The sequence below is a fragment of the Streptomyces sp. NPDC015346 genome, assembly GCF_043078785.1.
GTDB lineage: Bacteria > Actinomycetota > Actinomycetes > Streptomycetales > Streptomycetaceae > Streptomyces.
Genome location: NZ_JBIBTW010000001.1, coordinates 132859 through 148946, shown reverse-complemented (window position 1 = coordinate 148946; position 16088 = coordinate 132859). Strand labels below are relative to the sequence as shown.

Annotated in this window: 21 protein-coding genes; 13 read left to right on the top strand and 8 right to left on the bottom strand. The window is 68.3% G+C overall.

Translation table 11 applies throughout. The features are described from left to right. The first annotated feature begins 87 nt into the window (after positions 1-87). Together ACF06X_RS00710 and ACF06X_RS00705 are read left to right on the top strand one after the other, a co-directional pair. Positions 88-1170 carry a Gfo/Idh/MocA family oxidoreductase gene (locus tag ACF06X_RS00710; RefSeq protein ID WP_392284997.1) on the top strand — a complete coding sequence of 361 codons (1083 nt, stop codon included), beginning with the start codon at positions 88-90 and terminating at the stop codon, positions 1168-1170. Further along, on the top strand, positions 1167-1634 hold the full coding sequence (locus ACF06X_RS00705) for a heme-degrading domain-containing protein (protein WP_392284996.1): 468 nt from the start codon (positions 1167-1169) through the stop codon (positions 1632-1634). Before ACF06X_RS00710 ends, ACF06X_RS00705 begins: the two co-directional genes overlap by 4 nt. A gap of 30 nt (positions 1635-1664) precedes the next feature. On the opposite strand, the gene ACF06X_RS00700 is transcribed toward ACF06X_RS00705, so the two are convergent. The 4 genes from ACF06X_RS00700 to ACF06X_RS00685 form a co-directional block, all read right to left on the bottom strand. Next, on the bottom strand, positions 1665-2522 hold the full coding sequence (locus tag ACF06X_RS00700) for a fumarylacetoacetate hydrolase family protein (RefSeq protein ID WP_392284995.1): 858 nt from the start codon (positions 2520-2522) through the stop codon (positions 1665-1667). 163 nt (positions 2523-2685) lie between these two features. Next, a complete protein-coding gene (locus tag ACF06X_RS00695) occupies positions 2686-3363 on the bottom strand; it encodes a YidC/Oxa1 family membrane protein insertase (RefSeq protein WP_392284994.1) in 678 nt (225 codons plus the stop codon). A gap of 85 nt (positions 3364-3448) precedes the next feature. Beyond that, on the bottom strand, positions 3449-3763 hold the full coding sequence (locus tag ACF06X_RS00690) for a DUF6412 domain-containing protein (protein WP_392284993.1): 315 nt from the start codon (positions 3761-3763) through the stop codon (positions 3449-3451). A gap of 47 nt (positions 3764-3810) precedes the next feature. After that, positions 3811-4635, bottom strand: a complete 825-nt coding sequence (locus ACF06X_RS00685) for a class E sortase (RefSeq protein WP_392284992.1) — start codon at positions 4633-4635, stop codon at positions 3811-3813. 63 nt (positions 4636-4698) lie between these two features. Between ACF06X_RS00685 and ACF06X_RS00680 the strand changes: the two genes are divergently transcribed. From ACF06X_RS00680 to ACF06X_RS00670, 3 genes are all read left to right on the top strand, one after another. Beyond that, a complete protein-coding gene (locus ACF06X_RS00680; protein ID WP_392284991.1) occupies positions 4699-5712 on the top strand; it encodes an SEC-C metal-binding domain-containing protein in 1014 nt (337 codons plus the stop codon). Between the two features lie 138 nt (positions 5713-5850). Continuing rightward, positions 5851-6855 (top strand): NaeI family type II restriction endonuclease, encoded by a 1005-nt coding sequence (locus ACF06X_RS00675; RefSeq protein WP_392284990.1) that lies wholly within the window; start codon positions 5851-5853, stop codon positions 6853-6855. Positions 6856-6878: 23 nt separating this feature from the next. Further along, the gene (locus ACF06X_RS00670; RefSeq protein ID WP_392284989.1) at positions 6879-7349 is read left to right on the top strand and encodes a very short patch repair endonuclease; all 471 of its coding nucleotides are present in this window, start codon (positions 6879-6881) and stop codon (positions 7347-7349) included. On the opposite strand, the gene ACF06X_RS00665 is transcribed toward ACF06X_RS00670, so the two are convergent. Continuing rightward, the gene (locus ACF06X_RS00665; RefSeq protein ID WP_392284988.1) at positions 7350-8537 is read right to left on the bottom strand and encodes a DNA cytosine methyltransferase; all 1188 of its coding nucleotides are present in this window, start codon (positions 8535-8537) and stop codon (positions 7350-7352) included. It lies immediately after the preceding gene. Between the two features lie 155 nt (positions 8538-8692). Here ACF06X_RS00665 and ACF06X_RS00660 point away from each other — a divergent pair, with 155 nt between their 5' ends. Further along, entirely contained in the window at positions 8693-9454 is a 762-nt protein-coding gene (locus ACF06X_RS00660) for an HNH endonuclease (protein WP_392284987.1), read from the top strand. On the opposite strand, the gene ACF06X_RS00655 is transcribed toward ACF06X_RS00660, so the two are convergent. Continuing rightward, positions 9430-10065 carry an ATP-binding protein gene (locus ACF06X_RS00655; RefSeq protein ID WP_392284986.1) on the bottom strand — a complete coding sequence of 212 codons (636 nt, stop codon included), beginning with the start codon at positions 10063-10065 and terminating at the stop codon, positions 9430-9432. The two genes, ACF06X_RS00660 and ACF06X_RS00655, sit on opposite strands and share 25 nt — an antisense overlap. Before the next feature lie 205 nt (positions 10066-10270). On the opposite strand from ACF06X_RS00655, the gene ACF06X_RS00650 reads away from it, so the two are divergent. The 3 genes from ACF06X_RS00650 to ACF06X_RS00640 are packed head-to-tail and all read left to right on the top strand — an operon-like array spanning position 10271 to position 11864. Further along, positions 10271-11116 (top strand): helix-turn-helix domain-containing protein, encoded by an 846-nt coding sequence (locus ACF06X_RS00650; RefSeq protein WP_392284985.1) that lies wholly within the window; start codon positions 10271-10273, stop codon positions 11114-11116. Then, positions 11116-11310 (top strand): DUF397 domain-containing protein, encoded by a 195-nt coding sequence (locus ACF06X_RS00645; RefSeq protein ID WP_392284984.1) that lies wholly within the window; start codon positions 11116-11118, stop codon positions 11308-11310. Before ACF06X_RS00650 ends, ACF06X_RS00645 begins: the two co-directional genes overlap by 1 nt. Before the next feature lie 26 nt (positions 11311-11336). Further along, entirely contained in the window at positions 11337-11864 is a 528-nt protein-coding gene (locus ACF06X_RS00640) for an HD domain-containing protein (protein WP_392285923.1), read from the top strand. Here ACF06X_RS00640 and ACF06X_RS00635 read toward each other — a convergent pair. After that, a complete protein-coding gene (locus ACF06X_RS00635; RefSeq protein ID WP_392284983.1) occupies positions 11852-12319 on the bottom strand; it encodes an NUDIX hydrolase in 468 nt (155 codons plus the stop codon). The genes ACF06X_RS00640 and ACF06X_RS00635 overlap by 13 nt on opposite strands. Continuing rightward, positions 12306-13079: an XRE family transcriptional regulator gene (locus ACF06X_RS00630; protein WP_392284982.1), complete on the bottom strand. Its 774-nt coding sequence runs from the start codon at positions 13077-13079 to the stop codon at positions 12306-12308. Before ACF06X_RS00630 ends, ACF06X_RS00635 begins: the two co-directional genes overlap by 14 nt. 95 nt (positions 13080-13174) lie before the next feature. On the opposite strand from ACF06X_RS00630, the gene ACF06X_RS00625 reads away from it, so the two are divergent. The 4 genes from ACF06X_RS00625 to ACF06X_RS00610 all read left to right on the top strand — a co-directional run bounded on the left by ACF06X_RS00625 (position 13175) and on the right by ACF06X_RS00610 (position 16083). Continuing rightward, complete coding sequence (locus ACF06X_RS00625; RefSeq protein ID WP_392284981.1) at positions 13175-13900, top strand: HAD family hydrolase; 726 nt, start codon at positions 13175-13177, stop codon at positions 13898-13900. 72 nt (positions 13901-13972) lie between these two features. Continuing rightward, positions 13973-14875, top strand: coding sequence for a radical SAM protein (locus ACF06X_RS00620; RefSeq protein WP_392284980.1), 903 nt, complete (start codon positions 13973-13975; stop codon positions 14873-14875). After that, positions 14868-15509 carry a hypothetical protein gene (locus tag ACF06X_RS00615; protein WP_392284979.1) on the top strand — a complete coding sequence of 214 codons (642 nt, stop codon included), beginning with the start codon at positions 14868-14870 and terminating at the stop codon, positions 15507-15509. The genes ACF06X_RS00620 and ACF06X_RS00615 overlap by 8 nt, the downstream gene beginning before the upstream one ends. Then, on the top strand, positions 15427-16083 hold the full coding sequence (locus tag ACF06X_RS00610; RefSeq protein WP_392284978.1) for a class I SAM-dependent methyltransferase: 657 nt from the start codon (positions 15427-15429) through the stop codon (positions 16081-16083). Before ACF06X_RS00615 ends, ACF06X_RS00610 begins: the two co-directional genes overlap by 83 nt. Positions 16084-16088 lie beyond the last annotated feature (5 nt).

Below are 16088 nucleotides of genomic sequence, written 5' to 3'. Positions count from 1 at the left end.
GCATCCCCTACATCCCTCACACGCCTGTTCACGAGGCCATTGTCCCCCTCGCTTGCACTTTGGCAACAGCGTTGCTTAAGTGGTTCCATGACTGGCACCGACCCCGCCCCCCTCCGCGTCGGACTCGTCGGCTACGGCCTCGCGGGCTCCGTCTTCCACGCCCCGCTGATCAGCGCCACCGAGGGCCTCGTCCTCGACACGGTCACGACCGGAAACCCGGAGCGCCAGGCGCAGGCCCGCGCCGCGTACCCGGGGGTCCGGGTGGCGGCGTCGCCCGACGAGCTGTGGGCGCGGGCGGACGAGCTGGATCTGATCGTCGCCGCCTCCCCGAACAAGACGCACGTCCCGGTCGCCACCGCCGCGCTCGAGGCAGGTCTCCCCGTCGTCGTGGACAAGCCGGTCGCCGGGACCGCCGCCGAGGCGCGCGCGCTCGCCGCCCTCGCCGAGGAGCGGGGCCTGCTCCTCTCCGTCTTCCAGAACCGCCGCTGGGACAACGACTTCCGCACTCTCCGCGCCCTCCTCGCGGACGGCGCGCTCGGAGACGTCCAGCGCTTCGAGTCCCGGTTCGAGCGCTGGCGCCCGCAGCTCAAGGGCGGCTGGCGCGAGTCCGGCGCACCGGAGGAGATCGGCGGCCTGCTGTACGACCTTGGCAGCCACGTCGTCGACCAGGCGCTCGTCCTGTTCGGCCCCGCCGTGCGCGTCTACGCGGAATCGGACGTCCGCCGCCCGGGCGCGGAGGCCGACGACGACACGTTCCTCGCGATCACGCACGCGAACGGCGTCCGCTCGCACCTCTACGTGAGCGCCACCACCGCCCAGCTCGGCCCCCGCTTCCGCGTCCTCGGCTCCCGGGCGGGATACGTGAAGTACGGCCTCGACCCTCAGGAGGCCGCCCTGCGCGAGGGGCTGCGTCCGGCACCGGGGACGCCGTGGGGCGTGGAGCCGGAGTCGATGTGGGGCGCCCTCGGCGCCGGCGAGTCCCCGCTCACCGGCGGCGGTACGCCGGTCGAGACCCTGCCGGGCGACTACCCGGCGTACTACGCGGGCGTCGCCGCCGCCCTGCGCGGCGCCGGCGAGAACCCGGTCACCGCCCACGAGGCGGCGGCCGCGCTCGACGTCCTGGAGGCGGCGAAGCGCTCCGCCCGCGAGGGAATCACGGTGACGCTGTGAGCGAGGTCGCCACGCTGGAGGCCCAGGAGCGGAAGCTGACCCTCCCCCGCTTCACGTACGACGACGCCTGGACGCTCGGCGGCATTCTCGTCGGCCTTGCGCGCGGGCGCCGCGCGCCCGTCGCGATCGACATCCGGCGCGGCGCGCAGCAGCTCTTCCACTGCGCGCTGCCGGGGTCGAGCGCGGACAACGACGCGTGGATCGACCGCAAGCGGCGGGTCGTCGAGCGGTACGGCGAGAGCTCGTTCCTCGTCGGCGCCCGCTTCCGGGCCAAGGGCACGACGTTCGAGCAGTCCTCGCGCCTCGACCCCGACCGGTACGCCGCGCACGGCGGTTCGTTCCCGATCGCGGTCGAGGGCGCGGGGGTGATCGGCTCGGTCACCGTGTCGGGGCTGCCGCAGGCCGAGGACCACGCGATGGTGGTCGAAGCGCTGACGCGACTGCTCGGCGACCTGCCCCGATAGCCGGAGTTACGGCTACGGCTAGGGCTACGGCTACGCGTCCTTGAGCTCCTGGCGCTGGCGCCCGAGCCCCTCGATCTCCAGCTCCACGACGTCACCGGCGCGCAGGTACGGCTTCGGCTCCGGCTGCCCCATCGCGACGCCCCCCGGCGTACCGGTGTTGATGATGTCGCCGGGGTACAGGGTCATGAACTGGCTGACGTACCGTACGACCTCCGCGACCGGGAAGATCTGGTCGGAGGTGTTCCCGTCCTGCTTCAGCTCGCCGTTGACCCAGAGCTTGAGCGAGAGCGCCTGCGGGTCGGGCACCTCGTCGGCGGTGACCAGCCACGGGCCGAGCGGGTTGAAGGTCTCGCAGTTCTTGCCCTTGTCCCAAGTGCCGCCGCGCTCGATCTGGAACTCGCGCTCGGAGACGTCGTGGGCGACCGCGTAGCCGGCGATGTGGGCGAGGGCCTGCTCGTCGGACTCCAGGTAGCGGGCGGTACGGCCGATGACGATGGCCAGCTCGACCTCCCAGTCCGTCTTGGTGCTGCGGCGCGGTACGAGCACGGTGTCGTCGGGGCCCACGACGGTGTCGGCGGCTTTGAGGAACACGACCGGTTCGGCCGGGGTGGCCTGGCCGGTCTCGGCGGCGTGGCCGTGGTAGTTCAGCCCGATGCACACGACCTTGCCGATCCGGCCGACCGGCGGCCCGATCCGCAGCCCGGTCGCGTCGAGGGCGGGCAGCACACCGGCGGCGAGGGCGCCCCGTATCCGGTCGAGTGCGGACGCGTCGGCGAGCAGGCCGCCGTCGACGTCGTCGACCAGGGCGGACAGGTCGCGCAGGGTTCCGTCCTGGTCGAGCAGGGCGGGACGCTCGGCACCCGCCGGACCGACTCGCAGCAGCTTCATGGTCTTCTCCCTGTGGTCGAGGTGGGCCCGGGGGGCGGGCCCTGGTGAGCCCCGGCCGATGGAGTGCGGCCATCGGATGGATCGGAGGGTTGGTCGATCCTCCAAGAGATACGACCACTCGGCAAGACCCCGTTCACACCCTGGACCCTTACCGATTGGTAGCTCAGAGCAGCAGGGCGCGCTCGACGACGGTCCAGGTGGTGCTGGTGACGATGTAGAGCGCGGCGGCGAGCGGTACCACGGCGACGGTGACGAGCGTCCCGTACGCGAGCAGGGGCATGACCTTCGCGAGGGTCGCGGCGCCCGGTCCCTCAGGCAGGGTCGCCGCCGTCTCGGCCATCTGCCGCTTGGTGCGGCGGTGGCTGTACGCGGCCACGGCGGCGACGAACGCGAAGAGCGCGACGTACACGAGTCCGGCGGGGCCGAAGGGGCCGCCGTCGGTGAGCGCGTCGGTCCAGCGGTCGCCGAGCGGGGCGGCGAAGAGGCTGTGCCCGGCCATCCGGTCACCGGCGAACAGGTGGTACATGAGCAGGAACGCCGGCAGCTGAAGCAGACTCGGCAGGATCCCCTGGAGCGGCGAGACGTTCTCGCGGGCGTGGAGCGCGCCGATCTCCGCGCGCAGCCGCTCGGGGTTCTTGCCGTGCTTCTCGCGCAGCGCGGCGAGCTGCGGGGCGATGCGGGTACGGGCCTTCTGGCCGCGGAGGGCGGCCCGCGAGAGGGGGTGGATGGCGAGCCGGACGAGCGCGGTGAAGAGCACGATCGCGGCGGCGGTCGCGGTGGTGGCGAACAGCGGCTGGAGCAGGTCGGCGAGGCGCTCGACCAGGGTGGCGAAAACGGACATGGGAGCCCTCCGAGGGGTCTCGTCGTGCCGGAAGACGTACGGGTCGGCAGGACGGAACCGCGCGGGGTGGTGTCTCTCGTACCCGCTACGCGGCCGTCGGGAGGGGACGGCCGGGCGCTCGGGGCCGGCTGCGGCCGGCGGCGTCGGGATCGCGCTGCGGCAGGAAGGCGGTGCGTCGCTCGCGGTCGCGCAGGGCGGTCCGTACCCGCGTCGGGGGTACGGAGGCGGGCGCCGCGGCACCGACGAGGGCGGAGACGACGACGGCCGCGGCGAGGGCGACGGCGGCGAAGACGCGGGAGCCGTCGTCGGTGACGGCGAGCAGGAAGAGGAGCGAGGTGAGGAGCGGGGTGAGGAGCGGGGTGAGCGCCCCGAGCACGCGCGGGATCAGATCCCTGACCATCGAGGCCCCCCCTTCCATGTCTTCCAGTCGTTATACCCGATCGTGCTTCAGGCGTGATCATTCTTCCGGAGGAGCTTCGCCCAGACGATGAGCCGGTAGGCGGAGCTGAACTCCGGGGTGCAGGTGGTCAGGGTCAGGTAGGAACCGGGGGCGGAGTAGCCGTAGGAGGGCTTGACGAGGGAGCGGGGGACGGGCTTGATGACGCCGATGTCGCGCGGGGCGGTCTGGGGCAGCACCTGATCGACGCGGTAGACGTACTCCCCCTGCCGGGTCCGGACGGTGATCTCGTCGCCCGCCCGGAGCCGGTTGATGTACCGGAAGGGCTCGCCGTGGGTGTTGCGGTGCCCGGCGAGCGCGAAGTTGCCGGCGCGTCCGGGGGCGGCGGTGCCGGGGTAGTGACCGACGTACCCCTTGTCGAGGACGGACCGCTTGGCGATGCCGCGGGCGATGGGGGCGGTGAGGCCGATACGGGGGATGCGGAGGACGGCGTAGGTGCCGCGGGAGGGGACGGCCGGGGCTTCGGGGACGGCCTCGGGCTCGGACCGGGCCTCCGGCACCGGCACCGGCACTGGCTCCGGCTCTTGCGTCGCCCCTTGAGTCGGCTCTTGAGTTGGCTCGGTCGCGGACCGAGAGGGGGTCTCTGGTGATCCCTCCCACTCCCGCCACTCCTCCTCCAGGACACGAACCTGTTCGGTGGCCTGCGCGCGGGCCTGCTGGTTGGTCCACCAGAGCTGGTGGACGACGAGGAGAAGGAGGACGACACCGCAGGTGACGACGGTCTCGGCGCACGCCCAGAGGACGCGGGCGGGCACACTGCGCACCCCGCCCGTCTGGACGACGACCGGCACCGAGCCCCGCACCCTGTCCCGCACGCGGGGCACGATAAGCGCTGACGCGCCAACTCTCCAGGGCCGTACAGCAGTACGGTGGTCGGCATGCGCCCCGACACACCTGCCGACCACACCACCGAAGCCGAGCGCCTGCTGCGTACCGCCGCGCAGTACCCCGAGGACCAGGAGCCGCTGCTCCTCCAGGCCGCGGCCCACCTGGAGCTTTCGGGCGACCGGCCCAGGGCGACGCAGTTGTACGACACGCTCCTGTCCGCCACCCCTTCGCGGCCGCACCTGATCCGGGCGCTGAAGGCGGCGAACCTGTGGGAGTACGGCCACGAGGCCGAGGCGCGGGCGATCATCGAGGGCGTCCGGGCTTCGGGGCCGCTCGACGCGGCGCCGTGGGAGATCGTGGCGGAGACCCTGGAATCCCATGACGAGCTGGAGTCGTCGGAGGAGATCTTCTCGGAGGCGGCCCGGCTCCTGATGCGCTCGGTGAAGGACGTACGGGAGGTCCCGCACCCGACCAGGTCGCTGCTGACCAGCCGCCACCGGGTCCGCCGGATGCTGGCGCTCCCGCACGACGACTGGGACACCCTGGCGGACAGCCTCCACACGGCGGACGTCCCCCTGGACGAGCTGCACGACCCGAAGCGCCTGTGGTCCCTCGGCTCCTCGGACCCGGCGGAACTCCAGGCCGAGATCACCCGGCTCCGCAGCGAACTGGGCTCGTACCGCACGGCCCTCTCCCGCCCCTTCCCGGTGGCGGTCCTCCACTGGCCGGAAGCGGAACTGGACGAACTCCTGGCGTCGTACCCGGAACTCGAATCCGAGTACCCCACCTACCGCGCCCACCTCACGGACATCGAGGCCTCCCTCCGCGAACTCGCCCAGGCCGGCACCCCCAACCTCGGCATCGTCCCGGCCACGGTCCCCTCCTACGAGGCCTTCGCCGCCTCCGAATCCTCCTCCCCCGCAAACGCGGACCTCCTCCCCCAATACGCCACCACCCTCGCAGCCCGCGGCCGCGCGACACCCTGGCCCCCGGCCCGGGGCGCGGCGTGCTGGTGCGGCTCGGGGAGGACGTACGGGGAGTGCCACGGCGGCGGCCAGGCGTGAGCCGCACCGGAACAGCGAAACGAGTGCTCCCCAGAGCAGCCCCACAATCCGACAAATATTGCGCCGCCGGGAACTCAACCCTCGCCTAATGAGTCATGACTGGTGCCATCTCGTCCCGCTCGTCAAGAGGAGCATGAGTTGACCCTGTTCGACCCGTCAGCAGTGGCATCGCCTGGTGTCTACGAAGACCCCGAACTGATGCTGGTACGGCAGTACTGGCTGGAGATAGACCCCCAGGGAAACCGCTTCGCCCGCGTGCTGCGCAACACCATCGATCAACTGCTCGACGGAGAGCACACAGGTCGGTTCGACTGGAACGAACTACACAAGACCGAAAAGACACATGCGGGCACACTGGTCGAAATCAACCTCTTGCGGGAATTCGATCTCAAAAGCGGGGAAGACATGGACTACCTGATCGAAGGGATCGAGGTCGACTGCAAGTACTCGCAAAAGCTTTTCGGCTGGATGATTCCGCCAGAGGCTCTGGATGAGATCTGCCTTGTTGTGTGGGCGGACGACTGGAAGAGCACATGGCGGGCGGGGCTACTCCGCGCGAATCGCGCCAAACTCACCACGAGTGGGACGGTCACGAAAAAGGGGAACCGTGACGGCAAATTCCAGCTGACGCGGAAGGACCACAATCTCGTCCACTGGCTTTGGGAAGGTGACCAGCCGCTTGAGGAGAACCTCCTGCTGCACCTCAACAAGGAGACGCAGGCAGCAATCCTCGGCGCCGGTGCAGGATCGAAGCGCAGCCCAGGCCAGGCCAAGGTCAACGAGTTGTTCCGCCGGGTACAGAAGCGCAGAGTCAACCGCACGGTAGTCAGGACGCTCGCCCAGCAGAAGGACTACATGAAGCGGGTGCGCTACAACGGAGGCGCACGCGAGAAACTCCGTGGTGAAGGCATCCTGATCTGCGGGGACTACCCCAACCACCAGCTCGTGGCGGCTACGCTTGGCCTGCCCATACCGCGGGAAGGCGAAAACGTCAGCGTTCGCGTCGTCGAGGCCAAGCCGCATCACGGTGATCGCCCTCGGGTGCTGCTTGATGGCCGGTACTGGGTGGAGGCCGATCCGGAAGATGCCGTCGAGCGGGCCCCTCTACTCCCGGAGACGAAGAAGGTCCTGTTTACGGATTAGTCTCTTCTCAGAAGGAGGAGACCGTGCAGGAGCAAGACACGTGGACAGCACCAGCAGGGTCCTGGGCGTCCTCGGCTGCGCGTCGTCGCAATATGCAGGCGATCCGCAGCCGCGACACCAAGCCCGAACAGCTGATCCGGCGTCTGCTGCACGCTCAAGGGCTGCGGTACCGCGTCGCAGCCAAGCCGCTGCCTGGCCTTCGCCGGACGGCAGACATCGTCTTCCGGCCGGTAAAGCTCGCCGTGTTCATCGACGGCTGCTACTGGCACGGATGCCCCGAGCACTACGTTCCGCCGAAGACCAACCCCGGCTACTGGTCAGACAAGGTAGCCCGGAACATGGCGCGCGACCGGGACACGGACGAGCGCCTAGTGGAGGCCGGCTGGACTGTGCTCCGGTTCTGGGAGCACGAGGCGTCAGCGGAATGCGCTGCCCGCATCGCAGCCGAGGTGGAGAAGCGTCGTGCCCTTGCGCAAGGCAAGGGCACGACGTGATCAGAGCTGCTTCGCGTCACGCTCCCGTGCAGCCTTCAGGACTTCCATAATCGACTTACCGACCGCGGTGGCGACCGGCGGCGGGAACGCGTTGCCGACCTGGCGGTACTGCGCGGTCTTGCCGCCGTCGAGAATCCAGCCCCTGGGGAAGCCCTGGATGATGGCCGCCTGCTCCACCGTGAGCATCGGCCCGTCGGGCCCGAAGAGGTCACGGCCTTCTGACTTCTTCTCTTTGCATGTCAGGGTGTCGTTGGCAACGCCAAGCCCAGAGACGCCCAGCTGCTTCCACGCTGCCTTAGCCCGGCTCGGCCCCAGATCCGCTCCACCGTGCTTCTTGGAGCCGCCCACGAGGGTGGGGGCGATACCGCCGCCCTTGCCCTTGAGCTCGCGATCACGTTGGGCGGCCCTCTCGCGCCAGCGATTGAGCGCATCGCGAGCTTGCTGCCCGTAGGGCCCGTCGAAGTACTCCTTGTACCGATCCTCCATGGTGCCGTCGAGCGCCTTGGCTACACTCACGGGCTCCTCGTGCGTCGGCGTCGGCCACTCGTACTTCACGTCCTTCAGGACGTCGTTACGAATTGCGACAAGAATCGCCCGCGGGCGGAGCTGCGGAACGCCGAAGTCGCTGGCCTCCAGCACACCCCACTTGCACACGGTGTACCCCAGCCCCCGAACGCTGGCCAGGTTCCCATCCTCTTCGCGGTAGGTACCGCCTTCAAGCTGGGCGATGATCCAGTCCCGGTAGTCGGAAAACTTCGGGTCCATGATTCCGCGGACGTTCTCGATCATGACCGCGCGGGGATTCAACTGCTCAACCAGCTCAAGCATTCGCGGGAAGAGGTCACGCTCGTCATCCCTGCCGAGCTGCTTGCCCGCGTGAGAGAACGGCGGGCATGGGACACCGCCGGCCAGGAGGTCCAGCCCGTCCCTCTTCAGCAGCTGCCCGCTCTTGACCAGATCGGCATCCGGATCGAACTGCTTGACGTCCTTGTGCAGCAGGTCACAGTGCTGCTTCTCCCACCTCCAGGACGCCTGGGCCTCGATGTTCAGCCGGAGCGTCTCAGCCGCGTGCTTGTCGATCTCGACGAGGGCGAGGTGCTTAAAGCCCGCCATATGCAGGCCGATGGCCTGCCCGCCGGCTCCAGCACAGATCTCAATCGAGGTGAACCCTGACTCAGTGCTGGTCATGCACCCTCCTTCGAACACGTACCCCGCTGGCGCCTTGTGCCACCAGTCATCACAGAGGGTGACAGACCCCACTGACAACGCCCCATTAGTGTGCGGCATCCCGAGCTGCCCCAAGACACGCCACACACGAGACGAACATTTATACGATGTCCGCCATGCCGAGAATCTCGTGGGTCCGGGATGAGCTGCTGCTTGCGTGCGCGCTCGTCGTAGAGAACGACTGGCGCGAGTTGCGCCAAGGCGACCCGCGCGTACTGGAACTGTCCGATCTGCTGCGCTCGCTCCCACTCCATGGAGACGCGTCCGTAGACCCGCGGTTCCGGTCGCCGAACAGTGTCAGCCGCAAGACCACTGACATCGCCACCGCGCACCCCGCGCACACGGGCGGCATGACGAAGGGCGGCGCCCCCACCCAGAAAATCGTCAGTGACTTTCTGGAGCAACCTCAGGACATGCTGGCAGCCGCTGATGCGCTGCGCGCCGGAATCGCCAGCGGTGAGCTTCATCTCATCCCTCCCCAACCAGATGAGCCTGGTGACGACGGAGACGAGTGGAGCGCACGCGAAGGGCGCCTCCTGATCCGCTTGGCCCTCTACCGGGAGCGGGACCGCGGGCTGCGCGACCGCAAGCTCAGGCAGGTCCGGAACCTGGGGCAGCCCCTCCGGTGCGAAGTCTGCACCTTCGACTTCGGCGAGACGTACGGAGAACTGGGCATGGGGTACGTGGAGGTGCACCACATCACTCCTCTCCACGCGACGGGCCCGCGCAAGACCCAGCTCGACGGCCTCTCCCTCCTGTGCGCCAACTGCCACCGCATGTGCCACAGAAGCTACGCAGGGGCATCCTGGCGCACACCTGCTGCCGTCCGCGAGGAAATGGGTTCTGCCAGAGGTCACGCCGCCTCTCCTGCCTCGTAGAGCTGCTGCGCGCGGATCAGGGCATCATCCGGATCACTTCCCTGAAGCGCCAGCCAGACGAGAAGATCTGCGATCAGCGTGGCGGCAGCCTCCTGATTGACACGAGAGCGAGGGGCCGCCGCAGTCGGACCGCGTGCCCCAAGCAGTTCCCGGTAGCTCTCAAGGACCGTATACGCCCGCTGGGCGCGAGCGCCCACCGCGTTGGCGACGAGGGAAAGTTCGCACCAGATGAACTTGCCTGTCCTGGTGGGCAGTACACCCCAGTCGGCCGACATAGACGCCAGGAGATGCAGCCCTCGGCCGCACTCCTCATCACAGTCGGCCTGTCGGCTGCCCCTTGGAATAACAGGGCTCTTGTCGTGAAGTTCTACGCGAAGCCGACCGCTGCGCGGCTCAAGCACGAGGGTCGCCGGCGCGCCTTCGCCTACGTGCTTCATGACGTTCGTTGCAAGTTCGGTCGCGACGAGCTCAATCTCATCAGCCGCACTCGACACGCCCCACTGTCCAAGCGTCGAGCGGATCGCCTTGCGCAGCAGCCGCAGTTCGCTGGGCACCGCCTCGAAGGGCAGGACACAGCGAAGACTGGCTCCGCCGCCTTCTCTGAATGTCATAGCGAGACTCCCTCCCTGGCCACGACGGCCCTGCGCCCACCGCATCCGTACGGCGACGCTGCGTGACCTGACGACTGTGAGTATGCCAGTGAGAATTCTCTTCATGTAACTTCTCAAGAGACTCGATCGGGTGAATCGGGTGGCCTGAACGGCATTGCTGCATAGCCTGATTGACGCCCGAAGTCGGGCAGGGAAGGACATCGTCTTGTCATCGAGGACAACAACCCGCCGCCGCCAACTCGGCGCAACCATGCGCAAGCTCCGCGCCCGCTCCGGCATGACGCTGGAGGAAGCCGGGCGGCTTGTCGGCGTCTCCAAGGCGACAGTGAGCCGGTACGAAACCCAGGCGGGCCCAGTGAAGTGGCCAATCGTGGACGCTCTGTGTCGCGAGTACGGTGCCAGCGATGCTGAGCGGACCGCCGTCGTGGGGCTGGCCAAAGGCGCCAAACAGCAGGGGTGGTGGAGTTCCTTCGCCGACTCCATCCCCGAGAGCATGAACCTGCTGCTCACGCTCGAAGACGAGGCAGTCCGCGAAGACCACTTCTCCTGTGTCTACATTCCGGGGCTCCTGCAGACGCGGGACTACAGCATCGGCTTGCAGAAGGCGAACGAACTGCGTCTCGAGCAAACGGAGATCGAGCGGCTGGTCGACATCCGCATGAAACGCCAGGAGATCCTCACCAGGCCCAACCCTCCACACCTGTGGGCTGTTCTGGACGAGTCGGTTCTGCGCCGGGTCGTCGGCTCCCCAGAGATCATGAAGCATCAGCTCGACCGCCTCCTCGAAGCCAACGAGACAGCGCAGGTCACCCTGCAAGTGCTGCCCTTCTCCAAGGGCGCGCACGCCGCAGCGCTGGGCAGCTTCGTGATCCTCGGTGGTGCCGAGCCTTCTCTCGACGTCGTCTACGTCGACCTGCACACCGGCTCGCTCTTCATGGAGACAGAAGAGGAACTGAACCGATACAGACTTGCGTTCGAGTACCTGCGCGCACAAGCGTTGGACATGGAAGCCTCGTCATCCCTGATCCACCGCATTCGCAAGGAGCTGTAGTGCCCGCATTCCAGCCGCACATTCGCCAGCACGATTGGTTCAAGTCGTCCTACAGCGGGGGAAATACCACTGAATGTGTGGAGTGCGCGTGGGCTGAAGGCGGAGCACTCGTACGGGACTCGAAGCGGCCTGAGGGTCCTGTCGTGGCGGTGGGGGCGACGGCGTGGCAGGTGTTCGTGGCGGGCGTGGTGTGAACGTCGTTGGCTGGGCACTCCACGTGATGGAGGCGGAGCTCAGGGATGTGCTGCCTCGGCGGTGGGCCCACTCGAAGGGCGTCGCCGAGCGCGCGGCCGAGCTTGGGCCGGCCGTGGGTGAGGATTCCGACCTGTTGCGGGCGGCCGCACTGCTCCATGACGTGGGGTACGCGCCCCGGCTCGCGGTGACCGGGTTCCACCCACTCGACGGCGCCCGGTTTCTTCGTGACGAGCACGGCGCTGATGAACGGCTCGTACGGTTGGTTGCGAACCACTCGTTCGCGTTGCTGGAGGCCGAGGAACGCGGGCTGCGGCAGGAGCTGGCGGAAGAGTTCCCGCTGCTGGAGGAGCCAATGCTGGTCGACGCGCTGGTCTACTGCGACATGACGACCACGCCCGACGGCCGCCGGACCACCGCGCAGGAACGCGTCGCGGAGATCGTCGGACGCTATGGGGCCGAGAGCATCGTCGGGCGGTTCATCCGTCAGGCGGCGCCGGACATTCTTGCCGCCGTGAGGCGGGTGGAGGCGGCGCTGGCGGCTCAGCCGAGGTAGGGGTAGGTGCCGGCGAGGTAGTCGCCGATCTGCTGGCGCATGCTCGGGTGGATGTCGTACTGGTCGAGGTCGGCCGGCCGGACGAAGCGGACGCCGTCAGCCTCGTCGTTGATGGTGGGCTCACCTCCGACGGGGCGGCCGATGTAAGTGTTCTCGTACTGCTGGCGGATCTCGCCGTCGGTGTAGGCGACGATGTGGTGCGGGTTGGTGTAGACGCCGAGGAAGCCGGTGATCTCCGCGATGATGCCGGTCTCCTCCAGGCATTCCCGTACGGCGCACTGAGCGGCGGTCTCGCCGATGTCCTGGGCACCACCCGGGAGAGCCCACTGGCCAGTGTCGCGGCGGCGCTGGAGCAGGATCGCGCCGCTGTCGTCCACGACGAGCAGATTGCTGGCGGGGATGAGGGTGTTCGCCTTCGGTGCGGCGGGGTCGTTGTAGTACTCAGTCCTGCCCATGTGCGGCGGTCCCCTCCTGGTCGGGTGTCCAGGGCCGTGCGCCGGCCCAGACGGCTGAGAAGCTATGAGCGTAGTTGTCGAACCAACCGCCGGCCTCGGCTCTCCTGAGGTGGAGCAGAGGGTTGGCGCTGGCCGGCTGGCCCCACACGTGCGGGTTGACGAGCAGGTTGTCGTCGTAGCGGAACAGCGACGTGTAGAGGGTGGTGTCGTGCAGCCGCACCTCACATCCGGCCTCAGCCAGCAAGGGGCGGTAGTACGTGAGGGACGCGCGGATCTTGGCAGCCAGAGTGTCGCCGATTCCCTCTTCCCGGCCGCGGGTGACGACCGCCTGGCCCTCCGGGTCGCCGAAGCACAGACGCACCCGGACGCCGTCGGCGGCGCGCTCGGTGAGCATCCTGGCGACTTGCGGGTTGGACTGCGCCAAGAAGGTGCCGGAGAAGACGAGGACGCCGATCTCCTCCCGGGCTTCCCGCAGCAGGGAGATCCACATGTCCCGCGGAACACTCGCTCGGTTCTGGTAGGTCCCGACAAGCTCCGTACCCCACCCTCTGCCGGACGTCGCCGCCCGCTGCGGCGGGGAAGGCCAAAGGAACGTCTCCTCAACCCGAAGATGACGCGCGACCCTGAAACGGTGCCGGGGGTGAGGAACGCGCCCGCCCAGCCACCGACTTACCGTCTTGGGATCCACCTCGCAGACTTCCGCCAGCGATTCGGGTAAGACGCCGCGCTGGGCGAGTACGGAGTGCAGTCGCTCGTTCACAGAGTCCATCGAAGCGGCGCCCGGCGTGATCACGCAAGGACGAGAGGGGACGTTCTCGCGGGTGCCCTGTGGAACCAGGTACCTACCCTGGCCGCATGGAGCTCATCATCCTGTGGGACATCGACCACACCCTCATCGAGAACGCGGGGGTGAGCAAGGAGATCTACGCGTCCGCCTTCTCGGCACTCGCGGGACGCCAGCCCACGGGGCCGGCGCGGACAGAGGGGCGCACGGATCGCCTGATCATGCGCGACATGTTCCTGCGGGACGGTCTGCCCGAGCCCGACTGGCCCGCTGTCGAGGCCGCCCTCGCCCACGCCGGGGAGGAGCGCCTCAACGATCTCCGGCTACGGGGGACCGCTCTGCCAGGCGTACGCGAGGCGCTCAAGGCGGTGTTGGTGCATGGCAATTGGGTGTCCTCGGTCCTGACCGGCAACATCGCCGCCAACGCCCGCGTGAAGCTGTCCGCCTTCGGTCTCGATCCCCTGCTGGACCTGTCCGTGGGCGCCTACGGCGCGGACGCGGAGCTCCGTCCCGACCTCGTGGCGGTCGCCCGCGAGCGAGCCCGGCGGCGCTACGACGTGCCGGCCAACGTGCCCACCGTGCTGGTGGGGGATACACCGCGGGACGTCGAAGCCGCCCTCGCCACGGACTCCGGCATCATCGCGGTCGCCTCGGGCATCCACAGCGCCGAGGAGCTGGCCGCCGCCGGCGCCTCCGTGGTACTGCCAGATCTATCGGACACCGCACACCTTCTCGGGATCCTGGAGACCTTCGCGGCGCACGGAAAACGTCCCAGGACGTCCTTGGAGTGTCCCTAGACGCGGTGACGGGGTCCCCGGACGCTCGGCCACTATCAGGGCTCCCATCAGGCAACCAGCCCAAGGAGCCACGTGATCGGGGAAGTCACCGGGATCCGGAAGATCCGGATGCTGTACCTCCAGCTGCTGTACCGCTGCAACTTCGCATGCGACCACTGCTTCCACGGAAAAAGACTCCAGCACGCCGACGCCTTCACCGCGGAGCAAGCCATCAACCTCATCACGCTCATGCGCGAGCAGTACGGCACCGAGGCCGTCACCCTGCTCGGCGGGGAGCCGTTCGTCTACAAGGAGCTTGCCCAGGTCGTCCGACAGGCGAAGGAGGAACTGGGCCTGCAGATCGAGATCTGCAGCAACGGGTACCGGATCGAGCGCCGTCTGCCCGAGATCGCTCCGCACCTGGACCTGTTGAGGGTCTCACTGGAGGGCGTCGGTTCGACCAACGACCGAATCCGCAGGTCCGGCAGCTACCAGGGAGCGCTCAGCGCTCTCAACCTCGCGCGGGAACTCGGCGTAAGGACGGGCGTGACTATGACCGTGACGTCGCGAAACGTCGACGAGGTGCTGCCGCTGGCCCGCATCCTTGAGAAGTTTGGCGTCCAGCAGCTCAAGCTGCACCACCTGCGGGCGGTAGGCAACGCTGCGAACCATCCGGAACTGCTGGTCACCGACCCTACCGCCTACGGCAGGCTCCGCGAGGAGATCCAGACGGCCGAACTGTCCATCGAGGTCATCGTCGACGAGGACCTGTCCGAGCACGGCGCCCCGGAGGTCTGCGCGGCGGCCGACGGCCCGGGCGAGATCGAACGGATCGAGGCCGACCCGCGCGGCGCGCTCACCATGTCGTGCAAGGCCGTCGGTAAGGACTCGCACGCCTTCTGGTACGAGAAGACTGCCAACCGCATCGTCCACCGGCCCTCCGCCACGGACGAGCTCACGCTCGTCGTGCCGGACGTGGTGTACTCCCGTGCCTGACCAACCGCTGTTCGAGAGCCTCGAAGGCTTACGGGGGACCGGTAAGTCGACGATCGCGCCGATGCTGGCCGAGGCCCGCCAGGCCGTCCTCGTCCCCACCGTGCCGCCCTACTTCCAGCCCCTGCGGCACGAGGTGGACAGGCGGAGGAATGCCGAGGCGCGGATGTGCTTCTACCTCTCCGCGCTGTTCACCGCGGCCGACGAGATACGGCGCTACCTGACGGCCGGCGTGCCGGTCGTCGTGGAGAGCTATTTCGCCCGCTGCCTGGCCAACCACCGTGCCCTCGGGGCCGGCCTGGGCATCACACTGCCGTCCGACCTGCCCCGGCCCGTCACCTACCACCTCGTCTGCTCCGACGACGAGCGCCAACGGCGCCTCGCCTCAAGGGACAAGCCGGTCTCCCACTGGGACGTGCTCGTCGAGACCGCCACGGACCGGGTGACCGATGCCTACGCCCTCTTCCCGATGCACCGCGTGGACACCACGGACCTCACCCCAGGCGAGGTCCTCCGGGCGATCATCGCCACCGACACGCAAGGAGCACACTCCCGTGCGGACACAGAGCCTCTGGGAGCACACCCTCACCTTCTTCCCTCAGTTCCTCGCCACGCTGAGGGAGCGGGTCGCCCCTGACGCCACCGTCGCGGTCGTCGGCGCGAGCGACGGAAAGTTCGTTTTGCCGCTCGCCGCTTCCGGATACCGCGTCGTCGCCATCGAACGCGACGCACTCGCCCTGCACGGTGGCGAGGTCCGTCTCCCGGGTGACAATCACGCCCGCGTGAGGGGCCTGCTCGACCGGCTCAAACTCGAAGAACTCCACGATCGGGTACGGGTCGTAGAGGAGGACTTCCTTCAAGGCGAGCCTCTGAGCATCCCGTGCCACGCAGTCTGGACGAGCTGTTCATGGCACTACAGTGCCAACCACCACCGGCCGCTCGCCGAGTTCGTCGATCGCATGCAGCGTCTGGTCCGTCCGGGCGGGCTGTTCGGCGCGGAGTTCATGATGCCCGTCGAGAAACGACACCACCTGGTCGAGCACTACACCTCCCCCGAACGCCTGCGGCAGCACTTCTTCGGCGACTGGGACGTGTTGCTCACGCTGCGCACGAACGAATTCACCGAGCGGGCACACATCGGCCAGCTCCAGGACCACACCCACCGCATGGGCCTGTTCCTCGCGGCCCGAACGTCCACCCTCCCCCGCTGACACGG